Genomic DNA, 14,697 nt, shown 5'->3' with positions numbered 1-14,697 from the left:
CTCGACATTGTCGCGTCGCAACCCGTGTCGCGGTCATTCCTGTCCGAACCGCTTCAGTACGGAGTCGAACGGGACAAAGGTGCGGCCCGGCGTGGCAGGTTTGTTTGGATCGTGGTCTTTGAGCACCTTGAAGACCCGATGGGTGAGCGGCGAGGAAACCGCGAAGTCCTCGTAAGCGCGTTCGAGCGTCGCGCGCACCCGCGCGGCAATCACCTGGTCGGGCAGACCGGAGAAATCTTCTTCGGCAAGGTATTGGCCCACGCGCTTCATGATATGGAGCCGCGAGACATTCAGCACCTTCGGATCATAGGAGACGCCAAGGACTGCGAAGAACTCCTCCGCAGCCGACAGGCGCTTCAGTCGTGCGAGGATGTCGGTGACATCGATGGGGCGGCTGTCAGCGGAACAATTCATTGCATTCTCCCTGGTCGCAAAACTGTGGCGTCGGTGCGCTCGCGAACGGCTGACCTGGACCCGCACAGCTCCGCGAGGGATGCCTCGCTGCACATTCCATCGTAGAGCTCGACCAGTTGAGTTGCAGTGACGGTCGATTTGGTCTCGGCCGCCTCGCGCCGGACGCGGGCCACCATCGCGGCTGCCAGATCCGGGTCGAGATCGCGACCGCTTTCGCTCAGCACATGGGCAATCGCAGTAGCGCCGGAATGCTTGCCGATGACGATACGCCGGCAGCGGCCCACGAGAGCTGGATCGAGCCCCTGATAAGTACGCGAGTCCTTCAGCAACCCTGCGACGTGAATGCCGGATTCGTGCGTGAAAACATCGGCGCCGACGACCGGTTTAATGGCCGCGGTTTGCCGGCGGGCGGCCCAAGCCACCTGGGCGGCGAGGTCGGGCAATGCGGTCAGCTCGATGCCGGTATCCGCGCCGTCGAGGACCGCCATCGCGGCGGCCACCTCTTCCAGCGCGGCATTGCCCGCACGCTCGCCGAGCCCCAGGACGGTGACGGACGCATGGCGCGCGCCTGCGCGGATCGCGGCAAGCGTGTTGGCGGCAGCAAGTCCGAGATCGTTGTGCGCATGAAATTCAAGTTCGATTGGAGACTGCGCCACGAGCTGGGCGACAAGTTCGAAGGTCGAAAACGGGTCGAGAACGCCGACTGTGTCGGCTAGCCTGACGCGGCTTGCGCCGGCGCGTGCAGCCGTCTCGATGACGCGGGCGAGATGATCTCGATTGGCCCGCGAGGCATCCTCGCAGCCCACCGCGACGAAGAAGCCGGCGGCGGCTGCGCGCCTGACCATATGCTCGATGACCTGGAGCGCTCCCGCCTTATCGAGGCCGAGCTTGGCGGCAAGTTGGATGTCCGACGCAGGCAGCGATAGATTCACGGCGTGGACGCCGCTCTCGATCGCTGCATCGAGATCCAGCGACGTCATCCGGCACCAGGCCATGAGCCGAACCGGGAGACGCCGCGCGACCGCGGCGCGAATTGTTTCGATCTCGTCGGCGCCCATGACCGGCGTGCCGATCTCGATCTCTGTGACGCCGGCCGCCGCAAGAGACTCGGCGATCTCCAGCTTTTCCGTCGTGGTAAAGGCGACGCCGGGCGCCTGCTCGCCATCGCGCAAGGTCGTATCGTTGAGAAAGACATGACGGGTCATGAACGGTAGCCTGTTCTGCTGCCGCCCAGGCACAGACCGGATTGAACGTCTTCGGAGCTTCGCTTACCCGGCCCAGAACTGGGAAAGCCACGCAGCTTCTCCACGATTGCCGGCATGACCTCGAGCACCCGGTCGACGTCCGCTTCGCCGTTGTCCCGCGCCAAGGAGAAGCGGACTGCCGCGTGTGGCGTTTTCATCGCGCTCAGGACATGGCTCGGTTCCAGAGAGCCGGAGGTGCAGGCGGAGCCGGAGGAACACGCGATGCCCACGCGGCTGAGGAGGAGTGGAATTCCATCACTTTCGACATGTTCGAAGGAGATGTTTGCGGTGTTGGGCAACCGTTCCAGGGGATCACCAGTGACACAGGTGCTTGGGATGCGCTGGAGAATCCCGTCCTCTAAACGGTCGCGGAGCGACTTTACCCGTGTGGTCTCGTCGTCCATGAATTTCAAGGCGAGTTCGGCCGCCATGCCGAGCCCGACTATGCCGGGCGTATTCTCGGTGCCAGCACGCCGGTTGTGTTCTTGGTGCCCCCCCTTGATCAGCGAGTGGAAATTGACGCCACGTTTTACGAAAAGCGCGCCGATCCCTTTCGGCCCGTGCAGCTTGTGGCCGGAGAGCGACAGCATGTCGATTGCGGTCGACTTCAGGTCCATCGGAAGCTTGCCGACCGCCTGCACAGCATCGGTATGGAAAAGGGCGCCCACTTCCTTGGCCAACTCGGCAAGCCTGGCCACGGGGAAGATCACACCAGTCTCATTGTTCGCCCACATTATCGAGACGATTGCCACCTGTGGGGTGAGGGCGGCCATATAGGCGTCGAGGTCGAGCCGGCCACGGCAATCCACCGGGATCCTGTGCACCTTGACGCGGCGGGTCTTCTCAAGATGCGCGCAGAGCGTCAGCACGGCGGGATGCTCGACCGCGGACGTCACGATCTCGGTTCGGTTGGGCGCCGCCTGGAGCGCCGAAAGAAGCGCTGCATTGTCGCTTTCTGTCCCACCCGAGGTGAAGGTGATCTCATCGTCGAACTCCGCGCCGATCAGAGCTTGCAACTGCCTCCGCGCCTTTCCCACCGCCGCACTGACTGAGGCGCCAAGAGCGTGCGCCGACGAAGGGTTGCCGAATTGATCCCTAAAGAACGGCAACATCGCTTGCACGACCTCAGGATCGACCCGTGTGGTTGCGTTGTTGTCGAGGTAGACAGGTATCATGTGCGATCCTCAGTTGACCGGAATGACGCGAGCGCGCGACCGCCTCATTGAGCCTCTGGCGTATGCCGTTGATGATGATGGGCCCGAACTGGCAGCCGGCGCGGACGCCCGAGAGTTTGACGTAGACTGGATCGGCGTCGACATGGACAAGTCCGCAGTCGCCGCCGTCAGCCCGCAGGTAAGGACGCCCGAACACGACAACGTTATCGATAAGCCGAATTTGGCGCAGCGGCGCGATTTGGCCGCCAGCAGCTTGGGTGCCACCAGGAACCGAACTGTTTCGGGAGGCGACGTTCTTTGCATCCTACCTGAAGCGATTGCCGGTCCCAAGATCGGCTTCAACCTTGCCTTATTCTTGAGGACAGGGACATCTGTTGTGCCGGCCATATAAGCCTCCTCTGCCGCAAATGAGTCCGTCGGCGGCAATCGCTTCATGGACCCGCACAGGCGCTTCGGGCGATCAACTGAAGGACTTGCCGCAGCCGCACTTCTCGCGCGCGTTGGGGTTATCGAAGACAAAGCCGGAAGATTCGAGCCCGGTGAGGAAGTCGACGGTCATGCCGGCGACATGCGGTTGGGAGCCCGCGTCCACGAACAGCTTGATCCCATCTGTCTCGGTGATCGCGTCGCCCTCGCGCGACACGCTCTCCAGGCCCATTAAGTATTTGAAGCCGGCGCAGCCGCCGGCCTGGACCATGATGCGAAAGCCTTCCGCCGGCTCGCTGGCGCGGGAAAGAGCAGTCTTGATGGCGGCAACAGCGTTGTCGGTGAGCGTAATCATGGCTCCATTCTCCTCAGTCCGGGACCTGCTTGCGCATCACGTTGCATGCACCGTGCCAAAGCGAAAAAATGTTTCAACACAGCGCGGCATCTCTGACACTGCGGTGGTTCTTGTGAGTCCATTGCTGCGAAGGTGTCGGCCAACCGACACGTACTGTCGGGTTTGTCGGGTCCGCCACAGGGGATGTTGGGCCTGAGTTGTTGGCTGAACTCACATTAAAGCAATGACCATTACAGAAGACTTCTTCTGAGCTTGCTTCGGCGCAACTGGCACGGTTTTTGAAGCTCCATTTGGCGAGGCGGCAAGAGACTGCCGATCCACAATCATGTCGGGGTGCCCTCGCGGTCGATGGGGCGAAGCAAGGGAGCAAAATGTCAGGACTGGGTCAGATACGCTTTGTTTGGCAAAGCAGCGCCGCCCGTGGCATCCGAATGCCCGATTGGCAGATTGCGACAACACCCACAATCGCTCACCACCGCCCAGTGGCCGCCGACCGGCTCGATGGGATTCCGTCGGCATGTGCCTGCTCGTGTCACTCGGGTCTCGCCGCTCCGACAGCACCCCCGGTTTTCGCGCGGGTGCGACGACGTGCGCACGCTGTCCAGCGACACTTTGTTCACGGGCCAGCAGCAGATCAGGGTCGAGCATTACGGCGCGCCCTATCGGCTGAAGATTCACCGGCAGGGCAGCTGATCCTCACACGTAGGTGGAAGCAGGGGTAAGACATGGACCAGCGCGAGAAACCGTCGCCGGACGAAATCCGGCGGGCGTGCGAAGACAATCCAAAAATCCGGGAGCATGATCTCGCCGCTCGATTGGGCATTTCGGAAGCCGAATTGGTTGCGGCGCATTGTGGTCACGGCGCGGTGCGCATCGAGCCGCGCGTCGATGATCTGCTGACCGGCCTCGAAGCTGTGGGCGAGGTGATGGCGCTCACCCGCAACGAAAGTGCCGTGCACCAAAAGATCGGCGTCTACGACAAAGTGGTCACCGGCAACCAGCATGCCATGGTGCTCGGCGACGACATCGACCTGCGCATTTTCCGGAAAGCGTGGGCGTATGGCTTCGCCGTCGAGAAGCGCGAGGGAGCCGAGATCCGCCGCAGCCTGCAATTCTTTGATGCCACCGGCGCGGCGATGCACAAAGTACATCTCAGGCCCGCCTCGAACCTGCACGCCTATCAGGATTTGGCGGCAGAGCTCGTATCCTCCGACCAGGAGCCGATCATATCGATCGAGGCGAGCGGGGCGCGCGATAACGCAGTGAGTCCAGACCAAGCCGCCACGGTCGACGACCTACGCGAGCACTGGAGCCGGCTGAGCGACGTGCATCAGTTCCACCATATGTTGAAGACACTGAAGCTCAGCCGCTGCCAGGCGATGCGTATGGCCGACGAGGATTACGCCTGGCTGCTCGACAATGATGCCGTTGGCGCCCTGTTCCAACAGGCTGCCGAAGACGAGATGCCGATCATGTGCTTTGTCGGCAATCGTGGTTGTATCCAGATCCATTCCGGCCCGATCAAGTCCGTCAAGCAGATCGGGCCGCGGATCAATGTGCTCGACGAGACCTTCCATCTGCATCTTAGGACCCATCACATCCGCGAGGTCTGGGCCGTGCGCAAGCCGACGAGGGACGGTCACGTCACGTCCATTGAAGCCTATGGCGCCGACGGCAAGATGATCATCCAGTTCTTCGGCACGCGCAAGGAAGGCGAACGCGAGCGCAGCGACTGGCGGTTTCTGGCCGAGAGTCTGCCACGCGTTCCCGGTCCGACCGACAGGGATGTGTAGAGCCGACAGGCCCTCGGATTGAACCGGCCGCCATAGGACTCGGCACTACGTTCCGACAGCGGCTCGCGAGGAAATATAGGTCCATGTGCGATAGAGCTTGCCGTCGTAGCGCATACGGACGGTCAGGGTGCACGCCGGAATTGACCGCATCGATACAGTCAAGCTCGTCGTCGGCCGGACCGCTGCGCACGAGTGCATCGCCGTCTAGCCGGAAATCCTTGCAGCGGCTGCGAGCGACACAACGAAGCGCGGCTCGACCTTGTTGATAATTTCGATCATCGCGCGCAAGCGCCGCCGGGTATTGTCGGACCGCACCCGATCCTTGCGCTGGATCGCGTCGTTGCTCAATCCGGGCCGTGCGAGCGATCTCCTCGCTCGTCGGCAGGAAGGCAGTGCAGCAGCAGCCAGGCCGAACAGCCCGATGTCGCGGACTCGACAAAACCGACCGTGGATGTCGGTTGTCGGACGTTGTCCTAAGAATGATCGACAGGTGATCATCAACTTAGCGGCGGCGGGCCCAGTGCAGGCTGGCATCGCTTGGTGCAGCGCCATGGGTAACGCCTATCCGGCACGCGACTTGCTTTGACAATTTGATCAGCAGGGCGTCAGCAGTGCGTCACGGAGCTCAGCGGTGATTGGCCAGACTCTCAACCCTAACTTGATAAGCGGCGGCTTTGCTTCATGACCGCAGCGCGGCGGAGATGCCCCTTCTGATTGACTTCGATCTCATCCGCGCTGGTGCAGGTGGGCTGTATCGGGCGACAGAATCTAGAAGGCGCCCGACAAGAGACGTACCCATGCTGGAAATCGACTTTATGAACAGCGGTGCAATCTCAATCGAGCCATGAACGCCAATGTAGAGAAAGCAAAATGGCGACCAACCCCGTTCCAGATCATGTCCCGCCCGAAATGGTGAGGGACTTCAGCCTGTTTACGTCACCAGGGATGTCACCGACGCCCAACGGGGATCCGCAAGCAGCCGTCGCTTGCGTACATGCCGGGCCGCCGATCTTCTATTCGCGCTGCAACACGCGCGATGGGCGGGGTACCTGGGTCATCACTCGCGCCAGTGACCAGCGCCGGGTGCTGCAGGACGCCGAAACGTTTTCGAGCCATCGCAGCATCTTCGCGTCCGCGCTTGGCGAAAACTGGCCGATGATCCCGCTTGAACTGGATCCGCCTGCCCATGGCGTTTTTCGCTCACTACTCAATCCGCTGCTTTCGCCAAAGCGGGTGATGGCTTTGGAACCGGCTGTCCGCGAACGGGCGGTCGAGCTGATCGAAAGGATCGCCGCGTCGGGCACAAGCTGCGACCTCATGAAGGATTTTGCATTTCCTTTCGCGGTGAGCATCTTCCTTCGCTTTCTGGGGCTGCCGGATCACCGACTCGACACATTTGTCGGCTGGGGGAAAGATCTGCTACACGGTAACGATGTGAAACGCCCGGCGGCGGCCCGGATGATCGTGGCATTCATCGACGAACTTGCAGCCATGCGGTGCGAGGAGGCGGTTGACGATTTCATGACCTTTATCGTGCAGGCACAGGTCGAGGGCCACCGGCTGACGGACACCCAAGTCCGCGGCATCGGCGTGCTTGTCTTCGTCGCTGGGCTCGACACGGTCGCAGCAGCTATAGGCTTTGACTTGGCCTACCTCGCGCGCAACCTCAAAGATCAGCAATTGCTGCGGAGCGAACCGGACCGGATCGTGCTCGCGGCCGAAGAATTGCTGCGCGTCTATCCGACCGTTCAGTTGATCCGCGTGGCAACGAAAGATATCGACTTCGAAGGCGCGCCGATCCGGAAGGGGGACTATGTTTCCTGCGCCACCATGATTGCCAATCGTGACCCGGCGGAATTCGAATGCCCCAACACGATCGATTTGGAGCGGGAGGACAACCGCCACGCCGCCTTTGGGTATGGTCCCCACCGTTGCCTTGGCTCACACCTTGCCCGGCGGGAGATTGTCGTTGGCCTGGAGGAGTGGCTGGCGCGCATCCCGGCTTTCAGGATCAAGCAGGGTACGGCACCCATAACCTCTGGCGGCCATGTATTCGGGATCGAAAATTTGATCCTGGACTGGTCCTAGGCCCCGCCCCAAGCCGGGGCACAGAGAATGGAGGCAGCGCCATGCGCATCATCGTCCAAAATGCCAAATGCCAGGGTCACGCGCGATGCGCGGCGCAAGCGCCGGACATCTTCAAGCTTGATGACGAGGGTTATATCCTGCCTGGTGACATTGAAGTTGCGGAAGGGGAGGAGCTGCCTGCATCGCGAGGCGCGCGATGCTGTCCTGAACGTGCGCTGGAACTCACCCGCTGACGCTTTGAATCAGACGTCATTCAACCGAGAGTCTGGCGGGCTTGAATGGGGTCGACCATGTGGCCGCACTGGAAAGGACGGCATGCGACCTCTGTCCCAGCACGGTCCACGTCCAACTCCGCGGGGGCACTTCCGGCGCCGAGGTGTTCCCCATGAGGCGCAAACGGCACGGCGGGGGTTCGCGACACACCTCTTCCAATCACAGAATTTGCGACAGAGCCGATGGACCAGACGAAAATTACCGCACTACTCGACCGCGAGACGATCCGCGACTGCCTCTACCCGAAGAACTGCCCGACCCATGTTGCGGCCGGCCGGGTCGCTGCATGACTTGATAGGACAAACCAGGAGAACGGCACCATATTTGCCCAACACCATGCCCGGCTCAGCACCGGCCGATGGGCGCAGATCGAGCTGGAGAGGAGGTTCGACCAGCATGTGCTTGCCTGTGTGCTTTCACGTGCGCTCGAGGAGATCGAGGCCGGCGAGGCGACGGCGACGCAGGCAACCGGCCTTTCGCGCGCCGAGCTGCGCGATGTCCTGGCCCGCTGTTTCCCTGCTATTCCTATCAACGCGTTTGCCTTGGAAGAGGTGAGCGAGCCCGAGCCGGACCTGGAGGAAGAACTTCTGCGCGGACTGCTGCTGGCGCATGCCCGGCCGGGCGACCCGGCGAGCGCTCGCTTCGCCAAGATCATCGCCCGGCGTGCCATGCGCAATGACCATCTCTGGCAGGACCTTGGCCTTTTTAATCGAACCGACCTCGGCCGCCTGCTCGCCTCGCATTTTCCGACGCTGGCGGCCGGCAACACCCAAAACATGAAATGGAAGAAATACTTTTACCGCAAGCTCTGCGAGGCCGAAGGTTTTTCGCTGTGCAGCGCGCCCAGTTGCCGGGAATGCAATGACTTCGAAAACTGCTTCGGCCCGGAGGAAGGCGAAAGCCGCCTCACACGGATCAAGAACGGCATCGCCTCGGATTGAGAGCCGCTTTCGTCAGTCGTACAGCCCCAGCGCTCGCGCCGCGCCATATGTCTCTTGTCTAATGTCGACGGACGCCTTCGAGGATTTGAATGCTGTGCCTGCTGTCCGATTGCTCGCGATGCTCGCTTCGGCGGACGCCGTCATCATGGCGGTGCAGGACCCGACCCGCACCATCGCCGCCGAGCAAATGGTGTTCTCCGGGCCGTTGCTGCTCGCCTGCCTGGCCGGGCTCTATTCGGAGCGGGCCGGCGTCTTCGACATCAGGATCGAGGGCAAGATGCTGGCCGGCGCCTTTGCGGCGCCTTGGCGGCCGCGGTTACAGGCTCGGCCTGGGCGCCGCCGTAGCCACCGCTGTGGGTTTTTCGCGCTAGTGCACGGTTTCGCCTGGATCACCCATCGCGGCGGCCAGATTGTCTTCGGCGTCGCCATCAATTTCATTGCTGCCGGCTCCACCATCATTCTCGCCAGGCCTGGTTCCAGCAGGGCGCGCGCCGTCGCTCTCTGAAGACTCGCGATTCGATCGTTGTGCCTAGCGCCGAAGCGGTGCGCGGCGTGCCGGTGCTCGGGCCAGTCTATCCCGAGCTGATCTACGGGCCATTCGCTGCTGGTCTATGTCGCGTCCCTGATGGTGCCATCTACCTGGTTGGTGCTGTTTAGCACCCGCTCGGCCTAGGACTTCGCGCGGTCGGCGAAAATCCGGCCGCCGTTGAGACCACTGGCATTTCGGTGACCTGGCTGCGCTATCGTGCGGCATCTTCACCGGCGTTCTGACGGGCATGGCCGGCGCGTAGCTGTCGCTCGCCCAGAATGCCGGCTTCGTGAAGGATATGACCGCCACCAAGGATTCCATCGCGCTGGCAGCGCTCATCGTCGCCAAATGGAAACCGGTGCCGGCGAGGTTCGCCTGTCTGGCGGCGAAGGTCGCCATGGCCCGGAGGTGAAGCCGGCGAGGCGCTGGCGCTGGTCCATGCGAGATCGGAGGCCGACACGGAACAGGCTGCCGCGGCGGCGATCCAGTCGGCCCTATACGCTCAGCGAAAACGAAGCCTGCAACCGCCAAAGTAATCCTGCGGAGGATCGCGCCGCGCCGTGCATGCGATTGCATCTCTCGTCCCGCTGCGCTGCTGAGGCCTCTTCTGTCAGGGGATCTAGGTCTCGCGCTTCGGGCCCAGCAGGAACACTGTCAGGGCGGCGAGGAACGTGGCAACAGCACTGTAGGCAATGGCACTGGTAATCCCGGCATTGTCCACCAATAGTCCGCCGAAAATCGCGCCGGCTGCGATTGCCACTTGGAACGCTACGACCATCAGCACACCGGCGCTTTCGGCCTGCTCGGGAGCGGCGCGCCATACCATCCACGTCTGCAATCCCATCGGCACTGCGCCGAAGGCAAAGCCCCACGCGGCAACCGCAACCGCCGAGGCCGAGGCCGATGCTCCCGCCGTCAGCAGCGAAACAGCGGCTATCGCTATGAGCAGCGGTGCAAGGGCCGCGACTGCCTTGAGACTGTACTCGGCCAGCAGCCCGCCGGCCAAATTGCCGAAGAATCCGCCGATGCCAAAAGCAAGCAACACAAGCGAGATCGTCTCGACATCCAGCGCGGGAACCTTCTCGAGGAAGGCGCGGATATAGGTGAAGCCGGCGAAGTGGCCGGAAGCGACCAGCAGGACGACCAAAAGCGCGACCTTGATCGTCGGAATCTTGGCCACATCCAGCAGGCTGCGGAAGCTAGCCACTCCAACCGGAGGCAGCCTCGGAATGGTTATGAGTTGCACCAGCAGTGTAGCGGCGCCGACGACTGCGGCGATCATGAAGGCGCTTCGCCATCCCCAGATATCGCCGACATAAGCGCCGATTGGAGCTGCGCAAACGGAAGCGACGGAAACGCCGGTGAGGATGATCGATATGGCGCGCGGCAGGAGGTGGCTTGGAACGAGCCGCATCGCCAGTGCTGCCGACATGGACCAGAAGCCTCCGAGCGCTATGCCGAGCACGACGCGTGCCGTCAGGAGTACCGCCAGCGACCACGCGCCGGCCGCCACAACGTCCGACAGGATCAGCAGCAGCGTCATCGCCCACATGACGATCCTGCGGTCCAGGCGCTTTGTGATGATGGCAACCGTCGGCGCCGAGATCGCCCCGACGATAGCGGTCGCCGTCATCGCCTGTCCAGCCGCACCCTCGGTGACACCGAGATCATGCGCGAGGGGCGTGAGGAGGCTGACAGGCAGAAACTCTGCCGTCACCAGCCCGAAGGTGCCCAGGGAAAGCGAAATGACCGCACCCCATGCGGGATCAGACGGTGGGTCGGGCTTTTCTGGGTCGTGCAGAACAGCGTCATGACGCCTGCCGCGGATCGGGTCATGAACGAAGTCTCCACTTTGGATGCACTGCAACATGAGGTTGGCTGCGTTGACCCACATTAAAGACACAAGCGCATTTCGCGGCGGCGTTGCACGGAGGAGGGGATGTTCATTGCTTCGCGATATTTTGTGACGGTGCGGCGCGCAACATCGATGCCGGTTTCCTTCAGCCGGACAGCGATGTCATCGTCGGAAAGCACGTCGCCGAGAGATTCTGCGGCAATCATCGCTTTGATCCGATGGCGGACAGCTTCGGCGGAGTGCGCATCGCCGCCTTGGCAGGACGCGATCGCGACGGTGAAAAAATACTTCAGTTCAAAGACTCCGCGCGGGGTAAGCATGTACTTGTTCGAGGTCACCCGGCTTACCGTCGACTCGTGCACGCCGATCGCGTCAGCGACGATTCTGAGATTGAGAGGCCGCAGGTGGGCGACGCCATGTTCCAAAAAGGCATCCTGCTGGCGCACGATTTCAGCCGCAACCTTAACAATCGTCTTGGCGCGCTGATCGAGGCTGCGGATTAGCCAGTTCGCGTTTTGCAAGCATTCGTCGAGAAATGCTTGATCTTTCGAATTTTGGACAGTTTGACGCGAGACTTCGGCATAGTAGGTTTGGTTGATCAGCAGCTTGGGCAGTGTGGCCGGATCAAGTTCGATCTGCCACCCGCCTTCCGGCGAGCGCGTGACCCAGACGTCGGGTATAATTGATTCAGACGCACCGGATTGGAATCGGTTTCCAGGCTTGGGGTCGAGCGCCCGAATCTCATGCATCATGTCGAGAAGGTCGTCTTCATCGACACCGCAATGCTGCTTCAGTGCCTGGAAATCGCGTCGCCCAAGCATTTTAAGATTGGCAACCAAAGCTGCCATTGCCGGGTCGAACCGGTCTCGCTGGCGCAACTGGAGCTCGAGGCATTCTTCGAGAGTTCGCGCAAAAATTCCCGGTGGATCAAAGTGCTGCAAGGTTCCGAGAACCCGTTCAACGTCAGCCTCCTGGACACTCAGGCTCTCGGCAAGATCCAAAAGGTTGGTCTGAAGATAGCCAGTGTCATCCAGATCGGCGGCAAGCTGGTCAGCGATCAGCCGCTCCTTTGGTGTGAACGCGGTGAGGCCGATCTGACCAGCGACATGGTCGTGCAATGTTTCGGCGAGGGTGGCAAACTCGTCGAGGGAAGGGCCATCACCCGACGGGTTGTTGGTCTTCTTGCGGAGTGACCCGGCCCCGGTCGGTCCGTCAACGGCGTTTGCACGCGGGCCGATAGGCTGATCCGCTCCCGAAATCGAAACGTCGCCAAAAGACCCGTCATCGTTTGACGCAGATTCCAAGAGCGGGTTCTTCTCGATTTCCTGCTCCACGAACAGATGCAGTTCAGTATGCGCCAGTTGCAGCAAGCGAATCGACTCAATGAGTTGAGGCGATGTGACCATGGATTGCTTCTGGCGCTGAAGTAGGCTTGCTGAGGATTGCATGGTGAGCGCGACATCCTGTCGAGGAGCTTCTTGGGGTGGGTAATGGCACCAGGGAGGAGACGTTTTCTAGGTCATGCGGCGGCCTTCAGCGTTTCGAGAACGTTTTGCGGCGATGAGACGCCATAGGGGTCGGCCTCGCAGTTGTCGGAGAAACCTTCCTCCTCGAACCACTGCTCCACCACGCCATTGTTTATCAGGGCGGCGTAGCGCCAGGAGCGCATCCCGAAGCCGAGATTGTCCTTGGCGACCAGCATGCCCATCTTGCGTGTGAACTCGCCTGAGCCATCGGGGATGAGCTCGACCTTCTGCAAGCCCAAGGACTTCCCCCACGCATTCATGACGAAGGCATCGTTGACGGAGACGCAGTAAATCGCGGCAATTCCCTCCTTCTCAAACTCATCATAGAGGTCTTCGAAATTGGGCAGTTGGTAGGTCGAGCAGGTCGGAGTGAAGGCGCCAGGCAGCGAGAACAGGATGACGCGCTTGCCGGCAAAGTAGTCGTCAGATGTCTTTTCTTCCCAGCGATATGGATTTGGGCCCTGGACTGACTCATCGCGAACACGCGTGAGAAAGGTGACGAAGGGAACCTTCTTTTGAACGGTCATCAACTTGCTCCTCAAGAAAAAACTGGCGCGCTGGAGTCCGGCAGACGCTGGCGCAATACCGAGCAAAGGCTCGTCTGCCGGGCATGAAATGAGGCCCTCGCGGCTCGCACCCTCCTTTTTCCATCCGGATGCATGGGAACGTCTTGGCTGTTGGTCTTGGTCACTCGAACGCCATCGATCTGAGCGAGCTGGAGGCCGTCGAGCCGCGTGCGATCTTTCCACGGCTATGGCGCTGGAAGCGGCATCGATCACTCGCGTTCGTGTCTTGATAGCGGCCGGAAGTAGCCAATGTCGGAAGCGTATGGAGGCCTCAAATGTGACTTCACGCAAGAGACCCGCGTCACTGAGCTGGTTCGGCGTATTGTCGAAGTTTGCCAGTGACCCGCCGACCTTGGCTTCGGTGGCTCTTTGATGGGGCTCTTGGGCACTCACATGCTGATCAGAACCGGTAAACGGCAATTGCGCGAGCGCCATGTGTTGGCGTGCCGGCATCGGACCAGCCGTGCGCAAAGCGGCTGCCGAGGAGGGACCTCCGGAGGAGATGATGTCCCGATGTTCAGCGGGAACAGGCACAGTCGCCTCGTGCCACCGTGTAGAGCTTCGCGTGTCAGCCATGGTTCGGTAGTCGCTTTCTTCGTGCTTTGATGGGCTCTAACCACGAGTAGCAAGCGGCATGCCATTTCAAATAGAGATGCCTTTGGAACCGCCCCCTTTTCTCTCGGAGGCCGTGTCTTCGCCGAGATCGGGCGCGCGCTATAACTGCCTCGTCACCACACTTGACGACGGTGCTCTATGGTGCGGACATTCGGCGCTTCCGCACCGGCTGGGCAAAGACGAACCGGAAGCCGAGCCGATGCACTACTCACACCGGCGGGCAGTGCAGCGATTGCGTAGCGTTTGCCCGCTAGCGTGTTCTTGCGTGCGCAGGCACGGTTATCGCGAACACGCGCCTGTCGCCGCAACCATGAGCGTGCGGCCTTGGGCAAGCTCTGTTCCGAGAGGATCGCATTCCCCAAGCGTGTCTATTTGCAACCCTCTTATGTTCGAAACTGGACCAGAATGTCGCAAGCCCGACCGAAAGGTCGCCCAGGCGCGTGCTATCCGACATTGTTCTGTCGCCGTTGTTGGTCCGCGACACCGGCCATTTCGCCGAGCTCTTGTCCGGCCTCAGGCTACGTCGCTGAAAAGCAAACATAATTCTTTTCTTCTGCTGGGTCGGCTAAATTGGCACGAGTTTTGAAGCCTCTTCGTTGCTGGCCGGGAGCCGCCGACCGACCTTCATTTCGTGGATGACACCGCGATCGATGGAACGAAGAAAGAAAAGCAAAATGTCAAATCCGCATCAAATAGCATTCTATGGGAAGGGGGCCTCGGCGAAACCGCCCCTACCAAAAAAGGCTCGCCGCCTTGGTCGAACCCTTGCCCAGGAAATCTTGATGGCCGGCTGCTGCTCAAAGGCCTGCCACACTCGCTTTATCCTGAACTCGAAGGCGCAGGATAACGTTCTGCATCTCGCCGCGGGGTATGCCTAGGCAGTTACACGTTGGCCGA

At 61.3% G+C, this 14,697-nt stretch carries 15 protein-coding genes and 1 pseudogene; 7 read left to right on the top strand and 9 right to left on the bottom strand.

Annotated elements, in window-relative coordinates:
* Nucleotides 1-33: 33 nt before the first annotated feature.
* From nifW to NKH91_RS24610, 5 genes are all read right to left on the bottom strand, one after another.
* A complete protein-coding gene (gene nifW / locus NKH91_RS24630; protein ID WP_352503026.1) occupies nucleotides 34-414 on the bottom strand; it encodes a nitrogenase stabilizing/protective protein NifW in 381 nt (126 codons plus the stop codon).
* Nucleotides 411-1,619 carry a homocitrate synthase gene (gene nifV, locus NKH91_RS24625; RefSeq protein WP_352811399.1) on the bottom strand — a complete coding sequence of 403 codons (1,209 nt, stop codon included), beginning with the start codon at nucleotides 1,617-1,619 and terminating at the stop codon, nucleotides 411-413. Before nifV ends, nifW begins: the two co-directional genes overlap by 4 nt.
* Nucleotides 1,616-2,833, bottom strand: a complete 1,218-nt coding sequence (gene nifS, locus NKH91_RS24620) for a cysteine desulfurase NifS (protein WP_352811402.1) — start codon at nucleotides 2,831-2,833, stop codon at nucleotides 1,616-1,618. The genes nifV and nifS overlap by 4 nt, the downstream gene beginning before the upstream one ends.
* Complete coding sequence (locus tag NKH91_RS24615) at nucleotides 2,784-3,029, bottom strand: NifU family protein (RefSeq protein WP_352811405.1); 246 nt, start codon at nucleotides 3,027-3,029, stop codon at nucleotides 2,784-2,786. The genes nifS and NKH91_RS24615 overlap by 50 nt, the downstream gene beginning before the upstream one ends.
* Before the next feature lie 264 nt (nucleotides 3,030-3,293).
* Nucleotides 3,294-3,614, bottom strand: a complete 321-nt coding sequence (locus tag NKH91_RS24610; RefSeq protein ID WP_023678237.1) for a HesB/IscA family protein — start codon at nucleotides 3,612-3,614, stop codon at nucleotides 3,294-3,296.
* A 588-nt stretch (nucleotides 3,615-4,202) separates the two neighbouring features.
* On the opposite strand from NKH91_RS24610, the gene hemP reads away from it, so the two are divergent.
* A complete protein-coding gene (hemP, locus tag NKH91_RS24605) occupies nucleotides 4,203-4,307 on the top strand; it encodes a hemin uptake protein HemP (protein ID WP_023678236.1) in 105 nt (34 codons plus the stop codon).
* 32 nt (nucleotides 4,308-4,339) lie between these two features.
* The gene (locus tag NKH91_RS24600; RefSeq protein ID WP_352811408.1) at nucleotides 4,340-5,407 is read left to right on the top strand and encodes a hemin-degrading factor; all 1,068 of its coding nucleotides are present in this window, start codon (nucleotides 4,340-4,342) and stop codon (nucleotides 5,405-5,407) included.
* Nucleotides 5,408-5,611: 204 nt separating this feature from the next.
* On the opposite strand, the gene NKH91_RS24595 is transcribed toward NKH91_RS24600, so the two are convergent.
* Complete coding sequence (locus tag NKH91_RS24595; protein WP_502897199.1) at nucleotides 5,612-5,959, bottom strand: hypothetical protein; 348 nt, start codon at nucleotides 5,957-5,959, stop codon at nucleotides 5,612-5,614.
* A 318-nt stretch (nucleotides 5,960-6,277) separates the two neighbouring features.
* Here NKH91_RS24595 and NKH91_RS24590 point away from each other — a divergent pair, with 318 nt between their 5' ends.
* The 4 genes and pseudogenes from NKH91_RS24590 to NKH91_RS24575 form a co-directional block, all read left to right on the top strand.
* On the top strand, nucleotides 6,278-7,495 hold the full coding sequence (locus NKH91_RS24590) for a cytochrome P450 (RefSeq protein WP_352811411.1): 1,218 nt from the start codon (nucleotides 6,278-6,280) through the stop codon (nucleotides 7,493-7,495).
* 41 nt (nucleotides 7,496-7,536) lie between these two features.
* The gene (locus NKH91_RS24585) at nucleotides 7,537-7,728 is read left to right on the top strand and encodes a ferredoxin (RefSeq protein WP_352705440.1); all 192 of its coding nucleotides are present in this window, start codon (nucleotides 7,537-7,539) and stop codon (nucleotides 7,726-7,728) included.
* A gap of 360 nt (nucleotides 7,729-8,088) precedes the next feature.
* Nucleotides 8,089-8,709, top strand: coding sequence for a nitrogen fixation protein NifQ (locus tag NKH91_RS24580; protein ID WP_502897205.1), 621 nt, complete (start codon nucleotides 8,089-8,091; stop codon nucleotides 8,707-8,709).
* Between the two features lie 145 nt (nucleotides 8,710-8,854).
* Nucleotides 8,855-9,620 (top strand): annotated as a pseudogene (locus NKH91_RS24575) (ABC transporter permease); the annotation flags it as partial.
* Nucleotides 9,621-9,857: 237 nt separating this feature from the next.
* Here the strand turns inward: NKH91_RS24575 and NKH91_RS24570 are convergent.
* From NKH91_RS24570 to NKH91_RS24560, 3 genes are all read right to left on the bottom strand, one after another.
* Nucleotides 9,858-11,108 carry an MFS transporter gene (locus NKH91_RS24570; RefSeq protein ID WP_352811416.1) on the bottom strand — a complete coding sequence of 417 codons (1,251 nt, stop codon included), beginning with the start codon at nucleotides 11,106-11,108 and terminating at the stop codon, nucleotides 9,858-9,860.
* A gap of 23 nt (nucleotides 11,109-11,131) precedes the next feature.
* Nucleotides 11,132-12,541, bottom strand: a complete 1,410-nt coding sequence (gene rpoN / locus NKH91_RS24565) for an RNA polymerase factor sigma-54 (protein WP_352811419.1) — start codon at nucleotides 12,539-12,541, stop codon at nucleotides 11,132-11,134.
* A gap of 71 nt (nucleotides 12,542-12,612) precedes the next feature.
* Nucleotides 12,613-13,146 (bottom strand): peroxiredoxin, encoded by a 534-nt coding sequence (locus NKH91_RS24560; protein ID WP_352483748.1) that lies wholly within the window; start codon nucleotides 13,144-13,146, stop codon nucleotides 12,613-12,615.
* 1,289 nt (nucleotides 13,147-14,435) lie between these two features.
* Between NKH91_RS24560 and NKH91_RS24555 the strand changes: the two genes are divergently transcribed.
* Nucleotides 14,436-14,678, top strand: a complete 243-nt coding sequence (locus NKH91_RS24555) for a P-loop NTPase family protein (protein ID WP_352818396.1) — start codon at nucleotides 14,436-14,438, stop codon at nucleotides 14,676-14,678.
* Nucleotides 14,679-14,697 lie beyond the last annotated feature (19 nt).

Origin of the sequence: Mesorhizobium sp. M0894, from assembly GCF_040319725.1 — a bacterium.
Taxonomy (GTDB): Bacteria; Pseudomonadota; Alphaproteobacteria; order Rhizobiales; family Rhizobiaceae; genus Mesorhizobium.
The sequence above is the reverse complement of the archived record's forward strand: the minus strand, read 5'-3'. Positions and strand labels throughout refer to the sequence as shown.

What these genes read in the sequence shown, in the direction of transcription:
- nifW (WP_352503026.1), bottom strand. Translation starts at nt 414, where the DNA reads ATGAATTGTTCCGCTGACAGCCGCCCCATCGATGTCACCGACATCCTC.
- nifV (WP_352811399.1), bottom strand. Translation starts at nt 1,619, where the DNA reads ATGACCCGTCATGTCTTTCTCAACGATACGACCTTGCGCGATGGCGAG.
- nifS (WP_352811402.1), bottom strand. Translation starts at nt 2,833, where the DNA reads ATGATACCTGTCTACCTCGACAACAACGCAACCACACGGGTCGATCCT.
- NKH91_RS24610 (WP_023678237.1), bottom strand. Translation starts at nt 3,614, where the DNA reads ATGATTACGCTCACCGACAACGCTGTTGCCGCCATCAAGACTGCTCTT.
- NKH91_RS24600 (WP_352811408.1), top strand. Translation starts at nt 4,340, where the DNA reads ATGGACCAGCGCGAGAAACCGTCGCCGGACGAAATCCGGCGGGCGTGC.
- NKH91_RS24595 (WP_502897199.1), bottom strand. Translation starts at nt 5,959, where the DNA reads ATGGCGCTGCACCAAGCGATGCCAGCCTGCACTGGGCCCGCCGCCGCT.
- NKH91_RS24590 (WP_352811411.1), top strand. Translation starts at nt 6,278, where the DNA reads ATGGCGACCAACCCCGTTCCAGATCATGTCCCGCCCGAAATGGTGAGG.
- NKH91_RS24585 (WP_352705440.1), top strand. Translation starts at nt 7,537, where the DNA reads ATGCGCATCATCGTCCAAAATGCCAAATGCCAGGGTCACGCGCGATGC.
- NKH91_RS24570 (WP_352811416.1), bottom strand. Translation starts at nt 11,108, where the DNA reads ATGTTGCAGTGCATCCAAAGTGGAGACTTCGTTCATGACCCGATCCGC.
- rpoN (WP_352811419.1), bottom strand. Translation starts at nt 12,541, where the DNA reads ATGCAATCCTCAGCAAGCCTACTTCAGCGCCAGAAGCAATCCATGGTC.
- NKH91_RS24560 (WP_352483748.1), bottom strand. Translation starts at nt 13,146, where the DNA reads ATGACCGTTCAAAAGAAGGTTCCCTTCGTCACCTTTCTCACGCGTGTT.
- NKH91_RS24555 (WP_352818396.1), top strand. Translation starts at nt 14,436, where the DNA reads ATGACACCGCGATCGATGGAACGAAGAAAGAAAAGCAAAATGTCAAAT.